The organism is Mycobacterium parascrofulaceum ATCC BAA-614, assembly GCF_000164135.1.
Classification (GTDB): Bacteria; Actinomycetota; Actinomycetes; order Mycobacteriales; family Mycobacteriaceae; genus Mycobacterium; species Mycobacterium parascrofulaceum.
Genome location: NZ_GG770560.1, coordinates 126485 through 146728, shown reverse-complemented (window position 1 = coordinate 146728; position 20244 = coordinate 126485). Strand labels below are relative to the sequence as shown.

Below are 20244 nucleotides of genomic sequence, written 5' to 3'. Positions count from 1 at the left end.
TCACGCTAGGACTGTCGCCCGTCCAGCGCCTCGGCGACGGTGGGATAGAGGTCGATGAACTCGTCGAGGCCCACGATGCGCAGCGGCCGGCTGGTGGCCGAACCGTCGGCCGCCACCCGCAGCGAGGTCGGGCTGTTCTCGGTCAGGCGATGCACCTCGACCAGCACGGTGATGCCGGCGGAGGACAGGAAATCCACCTCGGTGAGGTCGATGACCAGCACCGCGGGCGTGCCGGACAGGGCGACGTCGATGTGCGTGGCGAGCGAGGGCGCGGTGATGATGTCCACCACCCCGTTGACCTGCAACACCACCGCGTCACCGGCATCGCGGCGGGTGACGAAGAACTCCTCGCTCACGGTTCGAACGTACTGTCTTCTCCGCGACGCCCGACCACCCGGGCCGGATCAGCGCCGCCGCGCCCGCACGGACCAGAACGCCATCTCCACCTGCGCGCCGTCCACCTCGCGACGCATCGTGGCGGGCTCCAGCGATTCGATGTCCCAGGCCGCGCCCCCGAGCACGTCGCGCAGCGTCTGCTCGGACACCGACGGCCGCGGCCATCGCTCGTCGGGGCCATTGGCGTCGGAGAAGCAGCTGATCAACAGCGTCGCGCCGGGCCTGGTCGCCCGGTGCACCGCCGCGGCGTAGCTGCGCTTGCCGTCGTCGTCGAGGCAGTGGAACATGCCGCTGTCGATCACCGTGTCGAACGCGTCGGTGAATCCCTCCAGTTTGGTGGCGTCGGCCACCGCGAACGTCACGTCCGCCCCGGCCTCGTGCGCCCGCCGCTGGGCGGTGACCAGCGCGGTGGCCGAGATGTCGAGCCCGGTGACCCGGAACCCGTTTCGCGCCAGGTAGATCGCGTTGTCGCCGAGCCCGCAGCCGATGTCCAGGACGTCGCCGTGGACCCAGCCGCCGCCATGCCACGCGACGACACTGTCCTTGGGTGCCTTGGTATCCCACGGCGGCGTGGCCATCGGCGGGATCCCCTCGCCGGGGCTCTCGCCGCGGTAGAGCGCGTCGAAGTCCATCCGCTGCAATCCCGAGAATCCCGAGCCGGTCATTTCCGCCAGGGTAGCGTCCACCGCGCTCGAGGGCGTTGACGCCGTGAATCGGCCGGTCAGCGACGTTGGGGCGAGGCCAAAATTTCATGACGGTTTCGGTTGGGCAAAGGTACGGCAGCGTGCCCGCGATGCGGGCGCCGATCTCGCCGGTCCGGTTTTACTGTTGGCCGCATGGCCGAACCGGACGATCGCGTGAAGCGCTGGCGCACAGCGCTTCACGTCGCGGTGTCGGCCCTGATAGTCGTCGTCCTCGGATTCGCCGTCAGCCCGGTAGCTCATGCGGCCGCGGCCAGGGCGACGTTGGCGGTCGAACATGCCTGGCAGACCGGTTTCATCGCCAACTTCACCGTCACCAACCTGAGCACGGTGCCGCTCACCGATTGGCGGCTGGACTTCGACATGCCGGCGGGACAATCCGTGCTGCACACGTGGAACAGCGCCATCACCCAATCGGGCACCCACTACGTGCTCACCCCCGCGAACTGGAATCGCAGCATCGCACCCGGTGGATCGGCCACCGGTGGTCTCCGTGGCGTGCTGACCGGCTCCTTCTCACCGCCGTCGAATTGTCTGCTCAACGGGCAATATCCGTGCACCTAGGGGCGGCCGCGCGCTGAAGGCTCGACCCGTGGCCGCCGACGGTCCGGTCGATCGGTGGCGCCGCCCGCCCGTGCCTCCCGCCGGCGCTCCCCGAGGAGGTGCTACGCTGCCGGGCAGTCGACATCCTTTAACGATCCGTCCGGCGAGGCGGAGAAGGAGGTCAAGTCTCGCATGGGTGCTGTGGACGACAGCGGCTCAGGCCGTGGGTCCCGGGAACTGATGTCGGCGGCCGACGTCGGTCGCACCATTTCCCGCATCGCGCATCAGATCATCGAAAAGACCGCTCTGGACGGGCCCGACGCCCCCCGGGTGGTGCTGTTGGGCATCCCTACCCGCGGCGTGATCCTGGCCGAGCGGCTGGCCACCCACATCGCCGAGTTCAGCGGCGTGGAGGTCGGCCACGGCGGTCTGGACATCACCCTCTACCGCGACGACCTGATGCAGAAACCGCCGCGGCCGCTGGAGGCCACCTCGATCCCGGCCGGCGGCATCGACGACGCGCTGGTGATCCTCGTCGACGACGTGCTCTACTCCGGGCGCTCCGTGCGCTCGGCGCTGGACGCGCTGCGCGACGTCGGTCGCCCGCGGGCGGTGCAGCTGGCGGTGCTGGTCGACCGGGGCCACCGCGAGTTGCCACTGCGCGCCGACTACGTCGGCAAGAACGTGCCCACCTCCCGCAGCGAGAGCGTGCACGTGCTGCTCGGCGAGCAGGACGGGCGCGACGGGGTGGTGATCTCGCGATGACGCGTCACCTGCTGGCCGCCGGGGACCTCAGCCGCGACGAGGCCACCGCCATCCTCGACGACGCGGACCGGTTCGCCGAGGCGTTGGTGGGCCGCGAGATCAAGAAGCTGCCGACGCTGCGCGGGCGCACGGTGATCACCATGTTCTACGAGAACTCCACCCGCACCCGGGTGTCGTTCGAGGTGGCCGGCAAGTGGATGAGCGCCGACGTGGTCAACGTCAGCGCGGCCGGGTCGTCGGTGGGCAAGGGTGAGTCGCTGCGCGACACCGCCCTGACGCTGCGTGCGGCCGGCGCCGACGCGCTGATCATCCGCCATCCGGCCTCCGGCGCAGCCCACCTGCTCGCCGACTGGACATGCGCCGACGACCACGCCGGCCCCTCGGTGATCAACGCCGGCGACGGCACCCACGAGCACCCGACGCAGGCGCTGCTCGACGCGCTGACCATCCGCCAGCGCCTCGGCGGCATCGAGGGCAGGCGCATCGTGATCGTCGGCGACATCCTGCACAGCCGGGTCGCCCGCTCCAACGTCATGCTGCTGAACACCCTGGGCGCCGAGGTGGTGTTGGTCGCCCCGCCGACGCTGCTGCCGGTCGGGGTCGACGGCTGGCCGGTCACCGTTTCCGGCGACTTCGACGCCGAGCTGCCCGCCGCCGACGCCGTGCTGATGCTGCGCGTGCAGGCCGAGCGGATGAACGGCGGCTTCTTCCCGTCGGTGCGCGAATACTCCTCCCGCTTCGGGCTTTCGGATCGCCGCCAGGCGATGCTGCCCGGCCACGCGGTGGTGCTGCACCCGGGTCCGATGCTGCGCGGCATGGAGATCGCGTCGTCGGTGGCCGATTCTTCGCAATCGGCTGTGCTGCAACAGGTTTCCAACGGTGTACATGTGCGGATGGCGGTGCTGTTCCATGTGCTGATCGGCGCTGAGTCGGCCGGAAATGAGGGTGCGGCATGAGCGTGATGATCCGCGGGGTGCGGTTGTACGGCGAGGGTGACCGGGTCGACGTGCTGGTCGGCGGCCCCGGCTTCGAAGGCCAGATCGCCGAGATCGGTCCCGGGCTCGCCATCCCCGAAGACGCCGACGTCATCGACGCCACGGATCACGTGCTGCTGCCCGGCTTCGTCGACCTGCACACCCACCTGCGCGAGCCCGGGCGCGAATACGCCGAGGACATCGAAACCGGCTCGGCCGCTGCGGCTTTGGGCGGATACACCGCGGTGTTCGCGATGGCCAACACGAATCCGGTCGCCGACAGCCCCGTGGTCACCGACCACGTCTGGCACCGCGGCCAGCAGATCGGACTGGTCGACGTCCACCCCGTCGGCGCCGTCACCGTCGGGCTGGCCGGCGCCGAGCTCACCGAGATGGGCATGATGGCGGCCGGGGCCGCGCAGGTCCGGATGTTCTCCGACGACGGCATCTGCGTGCACGACCCGCTGGTGATGCGCCGCGCCCTCGAGTACGCCACCGGCCTGGGGGTGCTCATCGCCCAGCACGCCGAGGAACCCCGGCTGACCGTCGGCGCCGTCGCGCACGAGGGACCCACCGCCGCCCGGCTGGGACTCTCGGGCTGGCCGCGGGCCGCCGAGGAGTCGATCGTCGCCCGCGACGCGCTGCTGGCCCGCGACGCCGGCGCCCGCGTCCACATCTGCCACGCCTCCACCGCCGGCACGGTCGAGCTGCTGAAGTGGGCCAAGGGGCAAGGGATTTCGATCACCGCGGAGGTCACCCCGCATCACCTGCTGCTCGACGACAGCAGGCTGGCCAGCTACGACGGGCGCAATCGCGTCAACCCGCCGCTGCGGGAATCCGCCGACGCGGCGGCGCTGCGCCAGGCCCTGGCCGACGGCGTCATCGACTGTGTGGCCACCGACCACGCCCCGCACGCCGAGCACGAGAAGTGCGTGGAGTTCGCCGCGGCGCGGCCCGGCATGCTCGGGCTGCAGACCGCGCTGTCGGTGGTGGTGCAGACGATGGTTCGACCCGGGCTGCTGGCGTGGCGCGACGTCGCCCGGGTGATGAGTGAGAACCCGGCGCGCATCGTCGGACTGCCCGATCAGGGCCGCCCGCTGGAGGTGGGGGAGCCGGCCAACCTGACGGTGGTCGACCCCGACGCCACCTGGACCGTCTCCGGGTCCGGTCTGGCCAGCCGGTCGGCCAACACGCCGTTCGAGTCGATGGAGCTGCCCGCCACCGTGACGGCGACCCTGCTGCGCGGCAAGGTCACCGCTCGAGACGGGAAGTGCCCGGCATGAATTCGGGGACCCTTGTGGGGTCGCTCATCTTCGCGGCCGTGCTGGTGGTGGTGATCGCGGTGGTGATCCAGCTGATGATGCGCAGCTGGCAGCGTCGCTCGCAGCGGCAGACGGAACTGATCGGCGACCTGCCCGAGGTGCCCGATCAGGTGGGCGCGGCGATCATCACCACCCACGGCCACTACTGCGGTTCCATGATGGGGCCGGACTGGAAGGAGCGGATCGCGGCCGGTGATCTGGGTTTCCGCAGCAAGGCGGTGCTGACCCGCTACTCCGGCGGAATCTTGGTGGAACGCCAACGGGCCCAGCCGATTTGGATTCCCAAAGACGCGATCACCGATATCCGCATGGAGCGCGGCATGGGGGGCAGGGCCGTGGCCCGGATCGGCATCCTGGCGATTCGGTGGCGGCTGCCGTCGGGCGTCGAGCTCGACACCGGCTTTCGGGCGAACCACCGCGACGAGTACGCCGAGTGGCTGGAAGAGGAAGCAGCGTGACGAATAAGGCCCTACTGGTACTCGAGGACGGGCGCGTCTTCGCCGGAACGGCGTTCGGAAAGGTCGGCCAGACGCTCGGCGAGGCCGTGTTCTCCACCGGCATGTCCGGCTACCAGGAGACGCTGACCGATCCCAGCTATCACCGCCAGATCGTGGTGGCCACCGCCCCGCAGATCGGCAACACCGGGTGGAACGACGAGGACGCCGAGAGTCGCGGCGACAAGATCTGGGTCGCGGGCTACGCCGTGCGCGACCCGTCGCCGCGGGCGTCGAATTGGCGCGCCACCGGCACGCTGGAGGACGAGCTGGTGCGCCAGCACGTCGTCGGGATCGCCGGCATCGACACCCGGGCGGTGGTGCGCCACCTGCGCACCCGCGGATCGATGAAGGCGGGGGTGTTCTCGGGTGCGGCGCTCGCCGACCCGGCCGAGCTGGTAGAGCGGGTGCGCGGGCAGCAGTCCATGCTGGGCGCCGATCTCGCCGGCGAGGTGAGCACCCCGGAGCGCTACATCGTGGAACCCGAAGGGCCGCCGGGGTCTTCGAGGTTCACGGTGGTCGCGCTGGACCTGGGGATCAAGACCAACACCCCGCGCAACTTCGCGCGCCGCGGGGTCCGCAGCCACGTGCTGCCGTCGTCGACGAGCTTCGCGGAAATCGCCGAGATCGCACCCGACGGCGTGTTCCTGTCCAACGGTCCGGGCGACCCCGCCACCGCCGATGACGTCGTCGCGCTCACCCGCGAGGTGCTGGGCGCCGGGATCCCGCTGTTCGGCATCTGTTTCGGCAACCAGATCCTGGGCCGGGCGCTGGGCCTGTCCACCTACAAGATGGTGTTCGGCCACCGCGGGATCAACATCCCGGTCATGGACCACGCCACCGGCCGGGTGGCGGTGACCGCGCAGAACCACGGCTTCGCGCTGGAAGGCGAGGCGGGCCAGTCCTTCGACACGCCGTTCGGCCGGGCCGTCGTCAGCCACACGTGCGCCAACGACGGGGTGGTCGAGGGCGTCAAACTCGCCGACGGGCGGGCGTTCTCGGTGCAGTACCACCCCGAGGCCGCCGCCGGCCCCCACGACGCGGAATACCTGTTCGACCAATTCATCGACCTGATGGCGGGCCACCAATGACAACATCTCCCGCGAGTGACCGCGTCTGTACGGCGACACGCCGTAAACGGTGTACAAACGCGGTCGCTCGCGCCAGAGAAGGAGGGTGCTAGTGCCGCGGCGCACCGACCTCAACCACGTGCTGGTGATCGGCTCGGGGCCGATCGTCATCGGCCAGGCGGCCGAATTCGACTACTCCGGCACCCAGGCCTGCCGGGTGTTGCGGGCCGAGGGGTTGCAGGTCAGCCTGATCAACTCCAACCCGGCCACGATCATGACCGACCCGGAGTACGCCGACCACACCTACGTCGAGCCCATCACCCCGGCGTTCGTCGAGCGCGTGATCGCCCAACAGGCCGAGCGCGGCAACAAGATCGACGCGCTGCTGGCCACGCTGGGCGGTCAGACCGCGCTCAACACCGCGGTCGCGTTGCACGAGAACGGGGCGCTGGAGCGCCATGGTGTCGAGCTCATCGGGGCGGACATCGACGCCATCCAGCGCGGCGAGGACCGGCAGATGTTCAAGGACATCGTCGCCAAGGTCGGCGGCGAATCCGCCCGCAGCCGCGTGTGTTTCACCATGGACGAGGTCCGCGAGACGGTCGAGGAACTCGGGCTGCCGGTCGTGGTGCGGCCCAGCTTCACCATGGGCGGGCTTGGGTCGGGGATGGCGCGATCCGTCGAGGAGGTCGACCGGATGGCCGGCGCGGGCCTGGCCGAAAGCCCCAGCGCCAACGTGCTGATCGAGGAATCGATCTACGGCTGGAAGGAATTCGAGCTCGAGCTGATGCGCGACGGCCACGACAACGTCGTCGTGGTGTGCTCGATCGAGAACTTCGACCCGATGGGCGTGCACACCGGCGACTCGGTCACCGTCGCCCCCGCCATGACGCTGACCGACCGGGAATACCAGCGGATGCGGGACCTGGGCATCGCGATCCTGCGCGAGGTCGGGGTGGACACCGGCGGCTGCAACATCCAGTTCGCGGTCAACCCGCGCGACGGCCGGCTGATCGTCATCGAGATGAACCCCCGGGTGTCGAGGTCCAGCGCGCTGGCGTCCAAGGCCACCGGCTTCCCGATCGCCAAGATCGCCGCCAAGCTGGCCATCGGGTACAGCCTCGACGAGATCGTCAACGACATCACCAAGGAAACGCCGGCCTGCTTCGAACCCACCCTCGACTACGTGGTCGTCAAGGCGCCGCGGTTCGCGTTCGAGAAGTTCCCCGGGGCCGACCCCACCCTGACCACCACGATGAAGTCCGTCGGCGAGGCGATGTCGTTGGGCCGCAACTTCATCGAGGCGCTCGGCAAGGTGATGCGGTCGCTGGAGACCACCCGCGCGGGTTTCTGGACCAAGCCCGACGACGAGGGGGCCGCCGACGAGGTCCTGGCCCGGCTGCAGACCCCCACCGAGGGCCGGCTCTACGACATCGAGCTGGCGCTGCGGCTGGGGGCATCGGTCGAGCAGGTCGCCGAGGCCAGCGGCGTCGACCCGTGGTTCGTGGCCCAGATCGGCGAGCTCGGCGAGCTGCGCGCCGAGCTGGTGGACGCCCCGGTGCTCGACACCGACCTGTTGCGGCGGGCCAAGCACAGCGGGCTGTCGGATCGCCAGATCGCCGCGCTGCGGCCGGAATTGGCGGGGGAGAACGGGGTGCGCTCGCTGCGCGAGCGCCTCGGCATCCACCCGGTGTACAAGACCGTGGACACCTGTGCGGCGGAGTTCGAGGCCAAGACGCCCTACCACTACAGCAGCTATGAACTCGACCCGGCGGCCGAGACGGAGGTGGCCCCGCAGGCCGACCGGCCCAAGGTGCTGATCCTCGGGTCCGGTCCCAACCGCATCGGCCAGGGCATCGAATTCGACTACAGCTGCGTGCACGCGGCAACCACGTTGAGCCAGGCCGGTTTCGAGACCGTGATGGTCAACTGCAACCCCGAGACCGTGTCCACCGACTACGACACCGCCGACCGGTTGTACTTCGAGCCGCTGACGTTCGAGGACGTTCTCGAGGTGTTCCGCGCCGAACAGCAGTCGGCCGGCGACGGCCCCGGCGTGGTCGGCGTCATCGTGCAGCTGGGCGGCCAGACCCCGCTCGGGCTGGCGCAGCGCCTCGCCGACGCCGGGGTCCCGATCGTGGGCACCCCGCCGGAGGCGATCGACCTGGCCGAGGACCGCGGCGCCTTCGGGGACGTGCTGGCCGGGGCCGGCCTGCCGGCGCCAAAGTACGGCATGGCAACGACTTTCGCGCAGGCCCGCCGGATCGCCGACGAGATCGGCTATCCGGTGCTGGTGCGGCCCTCGTACGTGCTGGGCGGCCGCGGCATGGAGATCGTGTACGACGAGGCGACGCTGGAGGGCTACATCACCCGCGCCACCGAACTCTCGCCCGAACACCCGGTCCTGGTCGACCGCTTCCTCGAGGACGCGGTGGAGATCGACGTGGACGCGCTGTGCGACGGCGCCGAGGTCTACATCGGCGGCATCATGGAGCACATCGAGGAGGCCGGCATCCACTCCGGCGACTCGGCCTGCGCGCTGCCGCCGGTCACGCTGGGCCGCAGCGACATCGAGAAGGTGCGCCGCGCGACGGAGGCCATCGCGCACGGGATCGGGGTGATCGGGCTGCTCAACGTGCAGTACGCCCTCAAGGACGACGTGCTCTACGTCCTCGAGGCCAACCCGCGGGCCAGCCGCACCGTGCCGTTCGTCTCCAAGGCCACCGCGATCCCGCTCGCCAAGGCGTGTGCCCGGATCATGTTGGGCGCCAACATCTCCCAGCTGCGCACCGAGGGCATGCTGGCGGCCTCGGGGGACGGCGCCCACGCGCCGCCGCAGGCCCCGATCGCGGTCAAGGAGGCGGTGCTGCCGTTTCACCGCTTCCGCCGCATCGACGGGGCCGCCATCGATTCGCTGCTGGGCCCCGAGATGAAGTCGACCGGCGAGGTGATGGGGATCGACCGGGACTTCGGCAGCGCCTTCGCCAAGAGCCAGACCGCGGCCTACGGGTCGCTGCCCGCCGAGGGCACCATCTTCGTCTCGGTCGCCAACCGGGACAAGCGGTCGCTGGTGTTCCCCGTCAAGCGCCTCGCCGATCTGGGCTTTCGCGTCCTGGCGACCGAGGGCACCGCGGAGATGTTGCGCCGCAACGGGATTCCCTGCGACGAGGTGCGCAAGCACTTCGAGGACCCGCAGCCCGGCCGCCCCGAGATGTCGGCGGTCGACGCGATCAAGGCCGGCGAGGTGGACATGGTGATCAACACGCCCTACGGCAACTCCGGCCCGCGCATCGACGGCTACGAGATCCGCTCGGCGGCGGTGTCGGTCAACATCCCCTGCGTCACCACGGTGCAGGGCGCGTCCGCCGCCATCCAGGGCATCGAGGCGGGCATCCGCGGCGACATCGGCGTCCGGTCGCTGCAGGAGCTGCACAGCCTCATCGCGCCGGACAAGGGCGCGCGGTGACGAGGTTCGGCCTCCGGCTGGCCGAGGCCAAGGCGCAACGCGGCCCGCTGTGCGTGGGCATCGACCCGCATCCGGAGCTGCTGCGCGCCTGGGATCTGCCGACCACCGCCGACGGGCTGGCCGCCTTCTGCGACATCTGCGTCGAGGCGTTCTCCGGTTTCGCGGTCGTCAAGCCCCAGGTGGCGTTCTTCGAGCCCTACGGCGCGGCCGGGTTCGCGGTGCTGGAACGCACCATCGCGGCCCTGCGCGCGGCGGGCGTCCTGGTGCTGGCCGACGCCAAGCGCGGCGACATCGGCACGACGATGGCGGCGTACGCCGCCGCCTGGGCGGGGGATTCGCCGCTGGCCGCCGACGCGGTGACCGCGTCGCCGTACCTGGGGTTCGGCTCGCTGCGGCCGCTGCTGGAGGTCGCCGCGGCGCACGACCGGGGCGTGTTCGTGCTGGCGGCCACGTCGAACCCCGAGGGCGCGACCGTGCAGCGCGCCGCGTTCGACGGCCGCACGGTCGCCCAGCTGGTCGTCGACCAGGCGGCGGTGGTGAACAAGTCCGCGACGCCGTCCGGGCCCGGGTACGTCGGCGTGGTGGTGGGCGCGACGGTGCTCGAGGCCCCCGACCTCAGCGCGCTGGGCGGCCCGGTGCTGGTGCCGGGCCTGGGCGTGCAGGGCGGACGGCCCGAGGCGCTGGCCGGGCTCGGCGGGGCGGATCCCGCGCAGCTCCTGCCCGCGGTGGCCCGCGAGGTGCTGCGCGCCGGCCCGGGGATTCCGGAGCTGCGGGCGGCCGGCGAGAAGATGCTGGACGCCGTCGCGTACCTGGGCACCCTGTAGGCCGCTTGCACGCCCCCTGCAGGCACCTCGCGGGTGAAGTCTTGGCTTCCGGTGTGCGCTCAGGGCGCGAATCCGGCCGTTTTTGCGCCGCCAGCGCACCCGCGCAGCCGTCAGCGCACCCGCATCGCGCGGCCTCAGTCCGACGCCATCGACGTGCTGGGCCGGGAGGTCTCCACGATCACGGTGGTGGCTTTCACGACGGCCACGGCGACGCTGCCGGGCCGCAGCTGCAGCTCCTCGGCGGCCTCGGTGCTCATCAGCGAGACGACGGTGAACGGGCCGCACTGCATCTCCACCTGCGTCATCACCGTGTCGCTGGTGACCTTGGTGACCAGCCCGACGAACCGGTTGCGCGCCGAGCTGCCGATACTCAGCGGGTCCGGCGGCGGGGCGGGCGCGTTCGACCGGGAGAACCGGGCCAGATCCTCGCTGGCGATGACCTTGCGGCCGGCGGCGTCGTGGCCGACCGTCAGCGATCCCTGGTTGATCCATCGCCGGACGGTGTCGTCGCTGACTCCGAGCAGCTCAGCGGCCTGACGGATCCGCAGGTTCGACACCGCTAGATGGTAACCCGGCAAGGATCGCCCGCGGGCCGTACCGGCAATCGGCGCCTGATCGCGCCGCCCGGGCGGCGCGGGCGCGACACGCGCGACACGCGACGAAAAATGCGTGATCCCCCGCACGAGGAGTTTCGGTCCGCCGGGGCGGCCCTTCACCGCGATCCCGGCCGCGGCGCCCACACCGGCGAGCTGGGATAAAACCGCAGTTCAGAGCCCATATTTTCGAGCCCGACAAGGTGTCGCGCCGCCCGCGGCGGCGACGATCGCGGGCGCCGCGGGCGGCGCGCGACGGAGCGCAATCGAGGGCCAAACTCCCGTCGCATGCTGGGACTTTGCCCCCCGAACCAGGGGGTCGGGTTAGATTTCGTCAGGAGGCCTGAGTACGGTCGTCTCCGCTGGCAGAAGAACCGGCGAGACAAAATGAGATCGATTGAAATTGATTGATCAGATACGGAGGAATCGTGGCCCTTCCCCAGTTGACCGACGAGCAGCGCGCGGCCGCGTTGGAGAAGGCTGCTGCCGCACGTCGAGCGCGAGCAGAGCTCAAGGACCGGCTGAAGCGCGGCGGCACCAACCTCACCCAGGTGCTCAAGGACGCCGAGACCGACGAAGTCCTGGGCAAGATGAAGGTTTCTGCGCTTCTCGAGGCGTTGCCCAAGGTGGGCAAGGTCAAGGCGCAAGAAATCATGACTGAGCTGGAGATCGCCCCCACCCGCCGCCTGCGCGGCCTCGGCGACCGCCAGCGCAAGGCCCTGCTGGAAAAGTTCGGCTCCTAGCCCGGCCCCGGCCAACCCGCGCTATGGGCGCACCGGCCCAGGAGCGCCAGTGAGCGCAAGCGGGGGACCGGACGTCGAGCACGGCACGCGTCCCGCACCACCAGGTAAGGGGCGTGTGGTCGTGCTGTCCGGTCCCTCCGCGGTCGGCAAGTCGACGGTGGTCCGGTGTCTGCGCGAGCGGATCCCGGACCTGCACTTTTCCGTCTCGGCCACGACGCGCGCGCCGCGGCCGGGTGAGGTCGACGGCGTCGATTACCACTTCGTCACCCCGGCCCGCTTCCAGGAGTTGATCGACGACGGCGCCCTGCTGGAGTGGGCCGAGATCCACGGCGGACTGCACCGGTCGGGCACCCTGGCCGAGCCGGTGCGGACCGCCACCGCCGCCGGGATTCCGGTGCTCATCGAGGTCGACCTGGCGGGCGCCAGGGCGGTCAAGAGGGCCATGCCCGAGGTCGTCACGGTGTTCCTCGCGCCGCCCAGTTGGCAGGACCTGGAGGCCAGGCTCGTCGGCCGCGGCACCGAAACGCCGGAGGCCATGCAGCGACGCCTCGAAACCGCCCGCGTCGAGATGGCGGCGCAGGACGACTTCGACGAGGTCGTGGTCAACCGTCAATTGGAGTCTGCGTGCGCCGAATTGGTATCCTTGCTGCTAGGAACTGCGCCGAGTCCGCATGACCCGCCTGGCCAGACCGGCCAGACCAAATCCGATCGAGATTGAGCATTCGAATTGTGAGCGGTAGCCAATCCGTTTCGGGGCTCTGACCGCCTTCACACGTTGAGGAGTTTGACCTAAGTGACTATTCCGCAGTCCGACGCGGCGCTGGCCGCCGTTCCCGACCGGTTCGACCCGTCGACCGGGGGCCACGGCGGCTACGACACCCCGCTGGGCATCACCAACCCGCCCATCGACGAGCTGCTGGACCGCGTGTCGAGCAAGTACGCGCTGGTGATCTACGCCGCCAAGCGGGCCCGCCAGATCAACGACTACTACAACCAGCTCGGCGAGGGCATCCTCGAATACGTCGGGCCGCTGGTCGAGCCGGGGCTTCAGGAGAAGCCGCTGTCGATCGCGCTGCGCGAGATCCACGCCGACCTGCTCGAGCACACCGAGGGCGAGTAACAGGGCAGGGCCGGGCGCGCTGTGGACGACCGTAATCGGGTCGCGAAAAGGGTCATAGTCGGCGTCTCCGGTGGCATCGCCGCCTACAAGGCGTGCACGGTCGTCCGCCAGCTCTCCGAGGCGGGTCATCTCGTCCGTGTCATCCCCACCGAGTCCGCGCTGCGGTTCGTCGGCGCCGCCACGTTCGAGGCGCTCTCCGGCCAGCCGGTGCACACCGGGGTCTTCGACAACGTCCCGGAGGTGCCGCACGTCCAGCTCGGCCAGCGGGCCGACCTGGTGGTGGTGGCGCCGGCCACCGCGGACCTGCTGGCCCGCGCGGTGCACGGCCGCGCCGACGACCTGCTGACCGCCACTTTGCTCACGGCGCGGTGCCCGGTGCTGTTCGCGCCCGCGATGCACACCGAGATGTGGCTGCACCCGGCCACCGTCGACAACGTGGCGACGCTGCGGCGCCGCGGGGCGGTGGTGCTGGAACCGGCGTTCGGCCGGCTCACCGGCACCGACAGCGGGTCGGGCCGGCTGCCCGAGGCGGAGGAGATCACCACGCTGGCCCAGCTGCTGCTGGAACGCCACGATGCGCTCCCGTACGACCTCGCCGGCTGCAAGGTGCTGGTGACCGCCGGCGGCACCCGCGAGCCGATCGACCCGGTGCGCTTCATCGGCAACCGCAGCTCGGGCAAGCAGGGTTATGCGGTGGCCCGCGTCGCGGCCCAGCGCGGCGCCGAGGTCACGCTGATCGCCGGGCATACCGCCGGGCTCATCGACCCCGCCGGCGTCGAGGTGGTCCACGTCAGCTCCGCGCAGCAGCTCGGCGACGCGGTCGCCAAGCACGCACCCGCGGCCGACGTGCTGGTGATGGCCGCGGCCGTCGCCGACTTCCGTCCGGCGCAGGTCTCCGCCGCCAAGATCAAAAAGGGTCCCAACGATCAAGAGGCGGCGCCACTGATCGAGCTGGTCCGCAACGACGACGTGCTGGCCGGCGCGGTGCGGGCCCGCGCCAACGGCGAGCTGCCCAACATGCGGGCCATCGTCGGGTTCGCCGCGGAAACCGGCGACGCCAACGGCGATGTGCTGTTTCACGCCCGCGCCAAGCTGCGCCGCAAGGGCTGCGACCTGTTGGTGGTCAACGCGGTGGGGGACGGCCGGGCGTTCGAGGTGGACAGCAACGACGGGTGGCTGCTCGCGTCCGACGGCACCGAGTCCGCGCTGCAGCATGGCTCCAAGACGTTGATGGCCAGTCGTATCGTGGATGCGATCGCCACGTTCCTGCACGGCGGCGGGTAATCCGGTTCGGCTTTCCTGCGGCGCGAGGCCAGGGGCCGGCCGGCCCGATGCCAGCCGATATGATTCGGTTAACTAATTATTTGGAAGGATTGAGACTGTGAGCGAAAAGGGTCGCCTGTTTACCAGTGAGTCGGTGACTGAGGGACATCCCGACAAGATCTGTGACGCGATCAGCGACTCGGTCCTCGACGCCCTGCTGGCGCAGGACCCCCGCTCACGTGTCGCGGTGGAGACGCTGGTCACCACCGGTCAGGTGCACGTCGTCGGCGAGGTGACGACGACGGCCAAGGAAGCGTTCGCCGACATCACCAACACCGTCCGGGCGCGCATCCTCGAGATCGGCTACGACTCGTCGGACAAGGGCTTCGACGGGGCGTCGTGCGGCGTGAACATCGGCATCGGCGCCCAGTCGCCCGACATCGCCCAGGGCGTCGACACCGCCCACGAGACGCGCGTCGAGGGCGCGGCGGACCCGCTGGACTCCCAGGGCGCCGGCGACCAGGGCCTGATGTTCGGCTACGCGATCGCCGACACCCCCGAGCTGATGCCGCTGCCGATCGCGCTGGCCCACCGCCTGTCCCGGCGGCTGACCGAGGTCCGCAAGAACGGCGTGCTGCCGTATCTGCGCCCGGACGGCAAGACGCAGGTCACCATCGAATACGAGGACAACGTCCCGGTGCGGCTGGACACCGTGGTGATCTCCACCCAGCACGCGGCCGATATCGACCTGGAGCGGACGCTGACCCCCGACCTTCGGGAGAAGGTGGTCAACACCGTGCTCGACGACCTCGCGCACGACACGCTGGACACCTCGTCGACGCGGTTGCTTTTCAACCCGACCGGCAAGTTCGTCGTCGGCGGCCCGATGGGCGACGCCGGGCTGACCGGGCGCAAGATCATCGTCGACACCTACGGGGGCTGGGCCCGCCACGGCGGCGGCGCCTTCTCCGGCAAGGACCCGTCCAAGGTGGACCGTTCCGCGGCGTACGCGATGCGCTGGGTGGCGAAGAACATCGTGGCCGCCGGGCTGGCGGAGCGGGTCGAGGTGCAGGTGGCCTACGCCATCGGCAAGGCCGCCCCGGTCGGCCTCTTCGTCGAGACCTTCGGCACCGCCACGGTCGACCCGGTCAAGATCGAGAAGATCGTCCCCGAGGTGTTCGACCTGCGGCCCGGCGCCATCATCCGCGACCTGGACCTGTTGCGCCCGATCTACGCGCAGACCGCCGCTTACGGCCACTTCGGCCGCACCGACATCGAACTGCCGTGGGAGCAGCTCAACAAGGTCGACGAGCTCAAGCGCGCCGTCTAGGTTCCTCGTCTGCTCGCGGCACCGGCGTCAGCCGGTGAACGTGTAGTCGTCGAGGTCGAACCGCCGGCTGCGCCAGTAGGCCTCCACCGTGGTGGTGGGGCGCAGCGGCACGTCGCCGTTCTTGTCGAAGTAGTAACTGTTCGCCAGTCGGCAGCTGTCCTGCCAGAAGATCTGCCGGTGCCGCCGGCGCATCATCTCCGCGAAGTACCGGCCGTTGGCTTCCTCGGTGACCTCGACGCGCGTCGCGCCCTCGCGCCGGGCCCGTTTCAGGCACCGCACGATGTGGTGGGTCTGCGTCTCGATGAGCGCGAAATACGACGAGCCGACATAGCCGTACGGCCCGAACACGGTGAACAGGTTGGGAAAATCGGGCACGCTGACGCCCTCGTAGGCCTGCAGCCGGTGTTCGTCCCAGAACCGGCTCAGGGATTTGCCGCCGCTTCCGGTGACCGCGAACGTCGGGACGTCGTCGGGGTCCATCACCTTGAATCCGGTGGCCAGGATCAGCACGTCTATCTCGTGGCTTTCGCCGTCGGTGGTGGCCACCGCCGTTCGCGTGACCTTGTCGATCGGCTCGGTGACCAGCCGCACGTTGTCGCGGTTGAAGGTGGCCAGGTACTCGTTGTGGAATCCGGGTCGCTTGCAGCCGACCCCGTAGCGCGGGGTGAGTTGGTCGCGCACCGCCGGGTCGTGAACCTGCTTGCGCAGATAGGCCAGTCCCGCCGACTCCATCCGCTTGGCCAGCGGCAGGACCGTGAAGTAGTGCGCCGAGATGGGGAAGGTGACCTCGACGAACGCCTGGCTCAGTAGCCGCTGCAGGACCTTGCCGCCGGGAATGCGCATCGCCCAGCGGGCCGGCGCGGGCAACGCGACGTCGAGCTTGGGGAAGCACCAGATCGGCGTGCGCTGAAAGACCGTGAGCTGCTTGACGATCGGCGCGATTTCGGGGATGACCTGGACGGCCGAGGCGCCGGTGCCGATGATTGCGACGCGCTTGCCGCTCAGGTCCTGGTCGTGGTCCCAGCGCGCGGTGTGCATCGTCACGCCGCCGAACGTGTCCACGCCGTCGATGTCGGGCTGGTTGGGCACCGTGAGCACCCCGCAGGCGCTGATCAGGAACCGGGCGGTCACCGTGCCGCCCGGGTCGGTCTGCACCCGCCACAGGGACTGCTCGTCGTCGAACTCGGCGGCTTGCACCTTGGTGTTCAACCGGATTCGCGATCGGATGCCGTATTTGTCGACGCAGTGTTCGGCGTACGCCTTGAGCTCGCGCCCCCGCGCGTAGGTGCGCGACCAGTCCGGGCTCTGCTCGAAGGAGAACTGGTAGGAGAACGACGGGATGTCCACGGCGATACCGGGATAGGTGTTCCAGTGCCACGTCCCGCCGACCCCGTCGCCGGCCTCGACGACCAGATAGTCGGGCAGGCCGGCGTCGTCCAGCTTGATGGCGGCGCCGATGCCGGAGAAGCCGGCGCCCACGATCAGCGTGTGAAAGTCGGGGGTCTCGGTCATCGGTGCCGCCTACGGGTGCAGGGCCTTCTTCAGCGCGGCCAGCCCGCGGTCGGTGGCGGCACCGGCCGCGGGAATCACCAGGGCGAAGCTGGCGTAGCCGTGCACCAGGTCGGGCTCGTTGCTCAATTCCGCGGGCACGCCGGCGGCGGCCAGCAGTTCGGCGTAACGCGCCCCGTCGTCGCGCAGCGGATCGTGTTCGGCGGTCCCGATGTACGCGGGCGGCAGGCCGGACAGGTCCGTCGCGTTCGCCGGGGCGAGGGTGACGGGCAGCGCCCCGGGGTCGCTGATGTCGATGTCGGGCAGATACCAGGACAGGAAGGCGTCGATCACGTCACGGTCCAGGATGGGGGCGCTGGCGTTCTCGGTGAACGACGGCAGCGACAGGTCGGCGGTGACGACCGGGTACCACAGCAGCTGGAAGCTGAGGTCGGGGCCGGCGTTCGCGCTGGCCAGGTGCGCCATCACGGCGGCCAGGTTGCCGCCCGCCGAGTCGCCCGCGACGGCGATCCGGCCCGGGTCACCGCCGAGCTCGGCGGCGTTCGCGGCCACCCACTGCAACGCCGCCCAGGCGTCGTCGACCCCGGCCGGGAACGGATGCTCGGGGGCGAGCCGGTAGTCGACGGACACCACGATGGCCTCGGCGCCGACGGCGTGCGCGCGCGCCAGCGGGTCGTGGGTGTCCAGGCCGCCGAGGCAGAACCCGCCGCCGTGGTAGAAGACGACGACGGGCAACGCCTCCTCCGGTTCCAGGGGCGGCCAGTAGATGCGCACGGGAATGTCGGTGAGTGCCCCGTGACCGATCGTGCGGTCCTCGATCCGCAGGTCCGGCAGCATTTCGGGGGGCACCTGGAGCAGTCGCAGCCGCTTGCGCGCGACCTCCACGCCGTCGGCTGCGCTGAAGGTCATCGGGAAGGCGTCGAGCAACGCCTTGAACGTCGGGTCGATGCCCGGTCGGGCGAAGGTGGGCTCCGTCATGGATTCACCGTACGCTCCGGGTTCACCCGCGCAGGCCGGTTCGCAGGGCCGTCAGCCCGCGCTGCATCGCCGCGGTGGCCGCGGGCACCGCGGCGGCGTAGCCCAGGTAGCCGTGCACCAGGGTCTCGGCGTTGTGCACCTCGACGGTCACACCGGCGTCGGCCAGCCGTTCGCCGTACCGGATTCCGTCGTCGCGCAGCGGGTCGTAGCCCGCGACGGCGATGTAGGCCGGCGGCAGGCCGGACACGTCGTGCGCCCGCCCCGGCGCCATGCCCGGCGGCGGTGCGGACAAGTCGACTTCGCCCGCGTACCAACGGGAGAACTCGGCGACGGCCTTGACGTCGAGGATCGGCGCGTCGGCGTTTTCGGTGAAGGACGGCAGCGACGCGTCCCACATCGTCGACGGATACCACAACAGCTGGAACGCGATCGGCGGCGCACCGTTGTCGCGTGCCCGCTGCGCCATCACGGCGCTGATCGTTCCGCCGGCCGAATCCCCGGCCACGCCCAGCCGGTTCGGGTCACCGCCCAGTTCGGCGGCGTGCCCTGCGACCCAAAGCGTTGCGGCCCAAGCGTCTTCGACGGCGGCGGGGTAGGGGTGCTCCGGCGCCAGCCGGTAGTCGACGGACACCACGATGGCGTCGGCGCCCGCCGCGTGCTGGCGCGCGGTGCCGTCGTAGCTGTCGAGGTCGCCCACCACGAAGCCGCCGCCGTGGAAATACAGCACGACTGGTGGCGCGGTGCTGCCCGTGCTGGTCCCGGAATCGATTGGCGGCCAATAGATCCGGACGGCGATCGACCCCGCCGGGCCGGGGATGGCCCGGTCCTCGACGCGCAGCTCGGGATGCAGCGGCCGGCGGGGGAGGTCGCGAAACCGCTGCCGCGCCGCATCGACGCCGTCCTCGGTGGATAGCCGGAAGGGAACCGCATCCAGTACCTTCTGCAGGATGGGGTCGATAGCGGGCTTTTCGTCGGCGGTGTTGTCCAAGCTGGGCATGGACGTACCGTACGCACCGCGGCTGGTGTTCGGCGGCTGGGTGGTCGCCGGCTGGGCGGCCCTGGCTTACGGCGTCTACCTGACCGTGCTGGCGCTGGGCTCGCCGCCGGGGACCGAGCTGACCGGGCACTGGGTGCTGCAGCCGCTGTTCAAGGCGTCGATGGCGTTGCTGTTGACGGCCGCCGCCGCGGGCCACGCGGTCGTCCGCGAGCGGCGGTGGCTGATGCCGGCGCTGCTGCTCTCGGCCACCGGCGACTGGGCGCTGGCGATCCCCTGGTGGACGCAGTCTTTCGTGGTGGGACTGGCCGCATTCCTGTTGGCGCACTTGTGTTTCCTGGGTGCGCTGGTGCCCCTGGCCGCCAGGCGCCCCCCGAAGCCGCGCATCGCCGCCGTGGTCGCCATGTGCCTCGCCACCGCGGGGTTGCTGGCGTGGTTCTGGCCGCGCCTGGGCAAGCTGACGCTGCCGGTGACGTTTTACATCGTGGTGCTGACCGCGATGGTGTGCGCCGCACTGGTGGCGCAGCTACCGACGATCTGGACGGCGGTGGGGGCGGTGTGTTTCGCGGCATCCGATTCGCTGATCGCCATCGGCCGCTTCATCCTGGGCAACGAGGCGCTGGCGGTGCCGATCTGGTGGTCGTACGCCGCGGCACTGGTCCTGATGACGGCCGGGTTCTTCTTCGGCCGTGAGGCACCGGTCGACGCCGGCGCCCCGGGCCCCGCCGAAAGCTGACCGCCGTTCGAAAGCGGACGTAAAGACATTGAGCAGCAACCCATTACGGGCCCCGGGGCTGATGTGACCGCCGCCGCGCGCACGCCCGTTCAGGTCGAACCCATCGCCAGGGTGTTGCCGATGCTCTCGGTGCCGCACCTGGACCGCGAGTTCGACTACCTGGTGTCGGCCGAGCAGTCCGACGACGCCCAGCCGGGGGTCCGGGTGCGGATCCGATTCCACGGCCGGCTGGTCGATGCGTTCCTGCTGGAGCGGCGCAACGACACCGACCACCCGGGCAAGCTGGGCTGGCTGGACCGCGTCGTGTCGGCCGAACCGGTGCTGACGCCCGAGATCCGCCGGCTGGTCGACGCCGTCGCGGCGCGCTACGCCGGGACGCGGCCGGATGTGCTGCGCCTGGCGGTGCCGGCCCGGCACGCGCGG

21 protein-coding genes are annotated in these 20244 nt (G+C 70.4%); 15 read left to right on the top strand and 6 right to left on the bottom strand.

The window, feature by feature from the left end:
• Positions 1-5: 5 nt before the first annotated feature.
• Positions 6-356, bottom strand: a complete 351-nt coding sequence (locus HMPREF0591_RS26935) for an STAS domain-containing protein (RefSeq protein ID WP_007171939.1) — start codon at positions 354-356, stop codon at positions 6-8.
• Between the two features lie 48 nt (positions 357-404).
• Complete coding sequence (locus tag HMPREF0591_RS26930) at positions 405-1037, bottom strand: class I SAM-dependent methyltransferase (protein ID WP_085981744.1); 633 nt, start codon at positions 1035-1037, stop codon at positions 405-407.
• A 195-nt stretch (positions 1038-1232) separates the two neighbouring features.
• Here HMPREF0591_RS26930 and HMPREF0591_RS26925 point away from each other — a divergent pair, with 195 nt between their 5' ends.
• The 8 genes from HMPREF0591_RS26925 to pyrF all read left to right on the top strand — a co-directional run bounded on the left by HMPREF0591_RS26925 (position 1233) and on the right by pyrF (position 10555).
• On the top strand, positions 1233-1661 hold the full coding sequence (locus tag HMPREF0591_RS26925) for a cellulose-binding domain-containing protein (protein WP_040624152.1): 429 nt from the start codon (positions 1233-1235) through the stop codon (positions 1659-1661).
• A 171-nt stretch (positions 1662-1832) separates the two neighbouring features.
• A complete protein-coding gene (pyrR, locus tag HMPREF0591_RS26920) occupies positions 1833-2405 on the top strand; it encodes a bifunctional pyr operon transcriptional regulator/uracil phosphoribosyltransferase PyrR (protein WP_007171935.1) in 573 nt (190 codons plus the stop codon).
• Complete coding sequence (locus HMPREF0591_RS26915) at positions 2402-3361, top strand: aspartate carbamoyltransferase catalytic subunit (protein WP_007171934.1); 960 nt, start codon at positions 2402-2404, stop codon at positions 3359-3361. Before pyrR ends, HMPREF0591_RS26915 begins: the two co-directional genes overlap by 4 nt.
• Positions 3358-4662 (top strand): dihydroorotase, encoded by a 1305-nt coding sequence (locus HMPREF0591_RS26910; RefSeq protein WP_007171933.1) that lies wholly within the window; start codon positions 3358-3360, stop codon positions 4660-4662. Before HMPREF0591_RS26915 ends, HMPREF0591_RS26910 begins: the two co-directional genes overlap by 4 nt.
• Entirely contained in the window at positions 4659-5159 is a 501-nt protein-coding gene (locus tag HMPREF0591_RS26905) for a PH-like domain-containing protein (protein WP_007171932.1), read from the top strand. The genes HMPREF0591_RS26910 and HMPREF0591_RS26905 overlap by 4 nt, the downstream gene beginning before the upstream one ends.
• On the top strand, positions 5156-6286 hold the full coding sequence (gene carA, locus HMPREF0591_RS26900) for a glutamine-hydrolyzing carbamoyl-phosphate synthase small subunit (protein ID WP_007171931.1): 1131 nt from the start codon (positions 5156-5158) through the stop codon (positions 6284-6286). The genes HMPREF0591_RS26905 and carA overlap by 4 nt, the downstream gene beginning before the upstream one ends.
• A gap of 91 nt (positions 6287-6377) precedes the next feature.
• Positions 6378-9731 (top strand): carbamoyl-phosphate synthase large subunit, encoded by a 3354-nt coding sequence (carB, locus tag HMPREF0591_RS26895; protein ID WP_040624149.1) that lies wholly within the window; start codon positions 6378-6380, stop codon positions 9729-9731.
• Positions 9728-10555: an orotidine-5'-phosphate decarboxylase gene (gene pyrF, locus HMPREF0591_RS26890; RefSeq protein ID WP_007171929.1), complete on the top strand. Its 828-nt coding sequence runs from the start codon at positions 9728-9730 to the stop codon at positions 10553-10555. Before carB ends, pyrF begins: the two co-directional genes overlap by 4 nt.
• Before the next feature lie 134 nt (positions 10556-10689).
• Here pyrF and HMPREF0591_RS26885 read toward each other — a convergent pair whose 3' ends face one another.
• Positions 10690-11112, bottom strand: a complete 423-nt coding sequence (locus HMPREF0591_RS26885; protein ID WP_007171928.1) for a TOBE domain-containing protein — start codon at positions 11110-11112, stop codon at positions 10690-10692.
• A 464-nt stretch (positions 11113-11576) separates the two neighbouring features.
• Between HMPREF0591_RS26885 and mihF the strand changes: the two genes are divergently transcribed.
• The 5 genes from mihF (at position 11577) to metK (ending at position 15604) form a co-directional block, all read left to right on the top strand.
• Positions 11577-11891 carry an integration host factor, actinobacterial type gene (gene mihF / locus HMPREF0591_RS26880; protein ID WP_007171927.1) on the top strand — a complete coding sequence of 105 codons (315 nt, stop codon included), beginning with the start codon at positions 11577-11579 and terminating at the stop codon, positions 11889-11891.
• Between the two features lie 49 nt (positions 11892-11940).
• Entirely contained in the window at positions 11941-12609 is a 669-nt protein-coding gene (gmk, locus tag HMPREF0591_RS26875; RefSeq protein WP_083212398.1) for a guanylate kinase, read from the top strand.
• 75 nt (positions 12610-12684) lie between these two features.
• Complete coding sequence (rpoZ, locus tag HMPREF0591_RS26870; protein ID WP_007171925.1) at positions 12685-13011, top strand: DNA-directed RNA polymerase subunit omega; 327 nt, start codon at positions 12685-12687, stop codon at positions 13009-13011.
• Between the two features lie 21 nt (positions 13012-13032).
• Positions 13033-14295 (top strand): bifunctional phosphopantothenoylcysteine decarboxylase/phosphopantothenate--cysteine ligase CoaBC, encoded by a 1263-nt coding sequence (gene coaBC / locus HMPREF0591_RS26865; protein ID WP_007171924.1) that lies wholly within the window; start codon positions 13033-13035, stop codon positions 14293-14295.
• A gap of 97 nt (positions 14296-14392) precedes the next feature.
• Positions 14393-15604, top strand: coding sequence for a methionine adenosyltransferase (gene metK, locus HMPREF0591_RS26860; RefSeq protein WP_007171923.1), 1212 nt, complete (start codon positions 14393-14395; stop codon positions 15602-15604).
• A gap of 27 nt (positions 15605-15631) precedes the next feature.
• Here the strand turns inward: metK and HMPREF0591_RS26855 are convergent, their stop codons facing one another.
• From HMPREF0591_RS26855 to HMPREF0591_RS26845, 3 genes are read right to left on the bottom strand one after another with little or no spacing between them, the layout of a single operon-like run.
• Positions 15632-17116: a flavin-containing monooxygenase gene (locus HMPREF0591_RS26855; protein ID WP_007171922.1), complete on the bottom strand. Its 1485-nt coding sequence runs from the start codon at positions 17114-17116 to the stop codon at positions 15632-15634.
• A 9-nt stretch (positions 17117-17125) separates the two neighbouring features.
• On the bottom strand, positions 17126-18091 hold the full coding sequence (locus HMPREF0591_RS26850; protein ID WP_007171921.1) for an alpha/beta hydrolase: 966 nt from the start codon (positions 18089-18091) through the stop codon (positions 17126-17128).
• 22 nt (positions 18092-18113) lie between these two features.
• Positions 18114-19088, bottom strand: a complete 975-nt coding sequence (locus tag HMPREF0591_RS26845) for an alpha/beta hydrolase (protein ID WP_007171920.1) — start codon at positions 19086-19088, stop codon at positions 18114-18116.
• Between HMPREF0591_RS26845 and HMPREF0591_RS26840 the strand changes: the two genes are divergently transcribed.
• Together HMPREF0591_RS26840 and HMPREF0591_RS26835 are read left to right on the top strand one after the other, a co-directional pair.
• Positions 19087-19821 carry a lysoplasmalogenase gene (locus HMPREF0591_RS26840; protein WP_040624145.1) on the top strand — a complete coding sequence of 245 codons (735 nt, stop codon included), beginning with the start codon at positions 19087-19089 and terminating at the stop codon, positions 19819-19821. The two genes, HMPREF0591_RS26845 and HMPREF0591_RS26840, sit on opposite strands and share 2 nt — an antisense overlap.
• Before the next feature lie 120 nt (positions 19822-19941).
• On the top strand, positions 19942-20244 hold a 303-nt coding region (locus HMPREF0591_RS26835; RefSeq protein WP_482805250.1), incomplete at its 3' end, for a primosomal protein N' family DNA-binding protein.